General features: G+C 60.5%; 3 protein-coding genes. All 3 read right to left on the bottom strand.

Features of this window, described 5'->3' with window-relative positions; genetic code table 11:
• Positions 1 to 86: 86 nt before the first annotated feature.
• A complete protein-coding gene (locus tag HQL56_18975; protein ID MBF0311600.1) occupies positions 87 to 833 on the bottom strand; it encodes an ATP-binding protein in 747 nt (248 codons plus the stop codon).
• A gap of 36 nt (positions 834 to 869) precedes the next feature.
• Entirely contained in the window at positions 870 to 2,984 is a 2,115-nt protein-coding gene (locus HQL56_18970; GenBank protein MBF0311599.1) for a DDE-type integrase/transposase/recombinase, read from the bottom strand.
• A gap of 77 nt (positions 2,985 to 3,061) precedes the next feature.
• Complete coding sequence (locus HQL56_18965; GenBank protein ID MBF0311598.1) at positions 3,062 to 3,280, bottom strand: XRE family transcriptional regulator; 219 nt, start codon at positions 3,278 to 3,280, stop codon at positions 3,062 to 3,064.
• Positions 3,281 to 3,405 lie beyond the last annotated feature (125 nt).

Below are 3,405 nucleotides of genomic sequence, written 5' to 3'. Positions count from 1 at the left end.
GTGATACGTCCACCCCCGGTCCGAGGGCATACTCAGGCTGCGGATGACAGCCCACGCTTGGTCCAGCCCTTTGAGCGCGGTCGGTTTCACGCCACCCTCCGCATCGGGGGCGAGCCGGTAAACACCTCGCGGCGGTATTCCTTCAGGCCAATCTCCGTCCGCCCCTTGGAAAGGGCCTCTTCTTCGGCAGCCGCCAAATTCACACAGATGCGGCGGGGTACCCAGCCGGTCTTCTCGCCAAACATCCCCACCAGATCATCCGCAACCCGGACCCTCCGGCAGTGCAGATCCCGCAGCAGCAGAGCGTCGGCGAGGTTGGCGAGTTGCGCGCCCTCCCAACGCAGGATGCGGTTATGGATTTTTTCCCATCGCGCCAATTTGGTTTTAAGATTTTCTTCACCGATTAATACAATTGTTGACCCAACCGCCGCATCATGGATGTCCTGGATCACCTCAACGAGCGATGGCTTGGCCAGATAATCCGCCTCGTCTATAATCAGAGGCTTCCTCGTTCCCACCAGGATACGGGCAACCTCAATCGTATAGTCGTCCAGAGAGCCCTTTGGGCTGCTCACCCCAAGTTCCTTCAGGATGCTCGTCAAAAGACTCTTCCGGCTCACGACGGATCGTACCGCCACATAGGCTCCGCAATATTCGACGTGGGCATACGTGGCGGCTGTCGTTTTGCCAAGCCCGCTGAGGCCGTGGAAGCACACAATCCCCGGCAAATGCTGGGGCCTGCCCATTGTTGCCTCGATAGCCTCAGACAAGGCCGCGACATTCCTCAATGGTGCAACTCCTGGCACCTTATTATTACTTTTATCGTCTTGCATGACATACTCCTTCCGTCGCTCTGTTTCGCCCCGATCTTAACCCATCGCCACCCGCAGCTTTTCCACGCGGCACATCGCCCGATATTCCGCGCTCTGCTGATAGCGCTCCAGCCACTCCCTGTCGGCTGTTTCTGTAGCCCAACCGTTTTCCAGCATTCGCTCCAGACGTTGCGCCCGGTGGTACCGATCCTCCCGCGTCTCCTCCTGCTCCGGCTGGGCCTGCATGCGGGCCACAAGCCGGGCGCGGGCCTCGGTCTCCTGCTCGGTTTGCGGTGCCGGTTTGACCGGATCCGTGGCCCGCGCCGCTTTCCCGGCCTCTTGCAGGGCGGGCGTGGTGTGCTGCCCTTTGGGCTGCAATATCGTCACGTTGGGGGCTGCGGCAGCTCGCGCCGCCAGGATCTCCGCGTGGATCCCCTCCGCTCCGGCATCCTTGACCGCCTGCTTGGCGTATTTTTTGGCAACCGCTGTGGCTTGCCGTTGGAGGCTACTGGCCGCAGTGGCCACCTCGGCGCGGGAGACGCCCTGCATGGCAGGATCCACCGCGACGCAGGCAAAGGCGCCATCCATCCCATAGACGTAGATGCGCCCTGCATCCGACTCATCCAGCCGCACCTCCACCTCTTCGCCGACCATCGTGCCCAGCTCGGCGGCGATGTAGGTCCGGCCATCGACGGAGATGCCTTTTTTTGAGACCACCCGCACCCCTTTGAGGGGGTTGAGCAGCAGGTCCAGCGCCCGCTCATCAGCGATGCGGCGCACCGGATCCGGCCATTTGGCTGCAACATCAAAGGGCGTGCGCCCGTCAAGACCATCATGGGGGCGATGCAAATAGATCTTCGTCCAGTCGTCCAAAAACCTCTGCAAGCCGTCGGCGTCCAGATAGGGTAGATCGACCTGTGCCCCGGTATGCATCCATTGCTTGACCCGGCCCTCAATGCCCTTGCGCTCGGCCACCGAGTGGCCGATATAGCCCGGCAGAAGCTCCAGGAGCCCGTGATTCAGGGTGCGGAAATGGCGCTCGATGTGCGGCTTTTCCTGCGGATTGCCCGGATTGCAGAGCCATTGCTCGACTTTAAGAGACTCCAGTACCCGCACCGTGTTGAGGGCAATGTAATCCGATCCGTTGTCAGTCTTGATCACCATGGGCACGCCCCAATCGAGAATGGCGTTGCGGATCAAGGCCGTAACTGCGGCGCTGGACGAAGAACGCGAAACCAGGAACTTCAGCCGCCTGGAGTAGACATCGATCACCCCAACAATGATGTACCGCCTGCCATCCTTGAGGATGATATCCGCCTTGGTGGAGTCCATCTCCCAGAGCTGATTTAGGGAGTCCAAATGCTCCGAGCGTGAGCCAAAGGCGGGCATGTGCTGACCGCGCCACTTGTCCGGATCGGTTATACGTAAATAAAATGAGGCGTTGTTTAATTTCCAGTGCCTAATTACGTTACGAATAGTGTCGTAACTCGTCTCCGTGCCCGGAAACCGGGCTTGTACAGCCTGTTCGACCACCACAGCCCGGACGTGCGGATACTGGATGATCATGGCCTCCACCAGGGCAAATTCGGCCTTGGTAATGGCGAACTGGTCCTTTCGGTTGCCCAGCTTACCCAACAGCCCACCCACCCCAGACTTCATGCCGACATGCCAGCGCAGCAGGGTGCGAGGTGAAAAACGCACGCCGCGAGCCTCCTCCGGCAGGAACTCGTTACCGCTGTTCACCGCCTCGCAAAAGGCGGCGATGGCGGTCTTGACAGCCCCGCCGATTTGCTTGTGGTAGGCCCGGAAGGCCTGTATGACCGCAAACCGCCTGTCGGCGGCTTCCCGGTTGTAATTCGCGGCTTCTTTGTAGGCGACGAGACCTTCCTCGATCTCTTTTTGACCGGGCGAGGTACGCCGGATCCTGCTTTTTACGGCCTCCGGCAGACTCTCCAGATTGGGCCGCTCCCGCCTGGCGATGGCCCTCTGCACCGCAACCTTGGCCAGATCGGACAACCCCTCCGCATCGGCAAGGGTCACGGTGTCGGCGTATTTCTCCACAACCGCCACCTGCGCGGCTTCCGGGAGGGAGGAGAGGGGGTATTCGTAGCCGCCACCGCAGCCGGACCGCTCTTTCCCTTGGATATTGTTGCGTTGGAACCAAGTCCGCACTCTTCTTTCTGTGCCCGGCAGTCCCGGCAAGCCAAGAGCTGCAACTTCTTGCGCGTTCATATAGGCAGGGAGGCTGCTCACGATTCGATCCTCATCCAATCGGGCAGATCCTGGATCGCATCAGGGCAGCCCATGATCTGGAGTTCCCGCAGCACCCTGTAATTGTGCCTCGCCCCATGGATGGTCTGACTGACGGTTTCAGGGGTGACGCCGCACTTCTTGGCTACTGCGGCATTTGTGATGCCCCGCTCAACCATCCATCCACGGACTTTTCTTCCTTCCGGCTTCCGGCTCATAGCAGCTCTTCCTCCAGCTTTCGTTGCCTCTTCCGGGCTTGGCGCACTGCCATCTCCTCTTCCGCCCATTTCAGCCTCACCACGTCCTGCCCCTCGATGACCCGCCACCCGAGACAACCCACCAG

The sequence above is a fragment of the Magnetococcales bacterium genome (assembly GCA_015231925.1).
GTDB lineage: Bacteria > Pseudomonadota > Magnetococcia > Magnetococcales > JADGAQ01 > JADGAQ01.
Note: the sequence above shows the minus strand (reverse complement) of the source record. Positions and strands in the feature narration are given on the sequence as shown.

What these genes read in the sequence shown, in the direction of transcription:
- HQL56_18965 (MBF0311598.1), bottom strand. Translation starts at nt 3,280, where the DNA reads ATGAGCCGGAAGCCGGAAGGAAGAAAAGTCCGTGGATGGATGGTTGAG.
- HQL56_18975 (MBF0311600.1), bottom strand. Translation starts at nt 833, where the DNA reads ATGCAAGACGATAAAAGTAATAATAAGGTGCCAGGAGTTGCACCATTG.